Genomic DNA, 2,315 nt, shown 5'->3' on the forward strand with positions numbered 1-2,315 from the left:
GGGCCCGCGCGTCAGGTGCAGGACGGCGCCGTGCCGTCGTCAAGCCGATTGCCGGATGAACTCGGCAATTTTAGGACAGATCATTTCACGCCAGCGGCGGCCCGAGAAAATGCCGTAATGGCCGCAATTGGGCGCCGTGTAATGCGACTTGCGCTCGGCCGGAATGTTCTTGCACAGCCTGATGGCGGCGCGCGTCTGGCCCTGTCCCGAAATATCGTCAAGTTCGCCTTCGATGGTGAACAGGGCAACCTTTTTGATGTCGGCGGGGCGCACGGTCTGGCCGTCCACTTCCCAGGTGCCGCTGGGCAAGGCGAAGTCCTGGAAGACCATCTTGATCGTGTCCAGGTAGAACTCGGCCGGCATGTCCAGCACGGCGTTGTATTCGTCGTAGAAGCGGCGATGCGCTTCGGCGTCGCTGTCGTCGCCGCGCAGCAAGTCCAGGTAGAACTCGTAGTGCGACTTCATGTGGCGATCGGGGTTCATGGCCATGAACCCGGCATGCTGCAGAAAGCCTGGGTAGACCTTGCGGCCGGCCCCCGGATAGCGCGGCGGCACCGGGTGGATCACCTGGTTTTCAAACCACGAATACGGCTTGGTGGTGGCCAGGCGATTGACCTGCGTGGGTGACTGGCGCGGGTCGATGGGGCCACCCATCATCACCATGCTGCGCGGCTGGCAGGGGTCGTTGGCGGTGGCCATCAGCGACACGGCGGCCAGCACCGGCACGGTGGGTTGGCAAACCGAAATCACGTGCACGTCGGGGCCCAGATGGCGGATGAAATCCTGCACATAGCGCACGTAGTCGTTCAAATGGAACGGCCCCGCGGACAGCGGCACCATGCGGGCGTCGACCCAATCCGTCACGTAGACGTCATGGCCGGGCAGCAGGGCGCGCACGGTGTCGCGCAGCAAGGTGGCGTGGTGGCCCGACAGCGGCGCCACCAGCAACACCTTGGGGTCGTCCTTGCCGGCGCCGCGCACGTCGCGGTGAAAGTGCACCAGGCGGCAAAAGGGCTTGTCCAGCGCAACGGTTTCGGTCACGCGGACCGATTTGCCGTTGATGTCGGTGGCGGGCAGATTCCAGGCGGGCTTCTGGTATTCCTTGCCGATACGCGTCATCAGCTCATACCCGGCGGCCATTTGGCGGGAAATCGGGGTGTAAGCGAGGGGGCTGTAGGGGCTGGAGAACAGCTGAGAACCGGCATCCGTGAATGCAGCGAACGGAGTCAGGAAGGCGCGCTGCATTTCGTGCAATTGGTACAGCATTTGGGTGATGTCCTTCTGGGTCGTGCGTGTGCCCCGATTATTGCGCCGAGGACTAAAGATATATCCAATCAGCCTAAAGAAACTGCCGCAAGAACCGGGAATATGTTGCTAAAAAGAGACCCGTCATCCCATTAAGCACCAGTTTAGGGCGTTTTACCGCCCTGCACAGAGACCAAACGGAGGATTTATGCACTACGCCAGGCAGTGCGGGATCACCAGTAATTTTCCACCGCCAGGTTGCCGGGGATACCCCGGCGGCCGGGTTTGAAACCGCGTTCGCCCAGAAGCTTGCGGGCGTCCGCCAGCATGTCGGGGTTACCGCAAAGCATGATCTTGGCCTGCTGCGGATCCAGGGGCAGCCCGGCCAGCTGCTCCAGTCGGCCATCGGCGATCAGCGTGGTCAGGCGTTCTTGCGGCATGCCGGGTAGAGCCTCCCGCGTGGCAATGGGCAGGTAGACAAGCTTGTGCGGGTCGGCCGCGAACAGGTCAGCCAGTTCGGGGCGATTGCGTGACGATTCGATCTCTTCGCGGTAAGCAAGTTCCGCAACGGTGCGCACGCCGTGCACCAGGACGATGCGGCGGTAGGCGCGCCAGGTGGCCGGATCGCGCAACAAAGACAGGTAGGCCGACAGCCCCGTGCCGGAGGCCAGCAGCCAGAGGTCGCCGCCGGGCGCAAAGCGCTCCAGCGTCAGGAAACCGTAGGGCGTCTTTTCAACGTAGAGGGCGTCACCCGGGCGCAATTGCGCCATGCGCGGGCTGAACAGGCCGTCGGGCACAACGATGGAATAGAACTCCAGCCCGGACTCCTGGGGGGCCGAAACCATGGAATACGCGCGCCAAAGGGTGGGCGGACCATGGGGATCGTCGGCGCCGGGCAGACCGACCCGGGCAAACTGGCCCGGCACGAACGTATACGCGTCATCGCGCGTCACGCGCAAAGAGAACAGCTTGTCGGGCACCCAGGTGTGGACGTGGGTTACGGTCTGGCGCGTGTATTTGGAGTCGTCGGTCATCGGGGCATCGCACGAGGCCGGCCGCCCAGCGGGCGC

2 protein-coding genes are annotated in these 2,315 nt (G+C 63.7%); both read right to left on the minus strand.

What is annotated here, in order from left to right:
- Positions 1 to 39: 39 nt before the first annotated feature.
- The gene (locus tag ACNPP0_RS19870) at positions 40 to 1,266 is read right to left on the minus strand and encodes a polyhydroxyalkanoate depolymerase (RefSeq protein ID WP_448706801.1); all 1,227 of its coding nucleotides are present in this window, start codon (positions 1,264 to 1,266) and stop codon (positions 40 to 42) included.
- Between the two features lie 212 nt (positions 1,267 to 1,478).
- Positions 1,479 to 2,279: a ferredoxin--NADP reductase gene (locus tag ACNPP0_RS19875; RefSeq protein ID WP_448706805.1), complete on the minus strand. Its 801-nt coding sequence runs from the start codon at positions 2,277 to 2,279 to the stop codon at positions 1,479 to 1,481.
- Positions 2,280 to 2,315 lie beyond the last annotated feature (36 nt).

The sequence above is a fragment of the Achromobacter semiaridum genome (assembly GCF_053543755.1).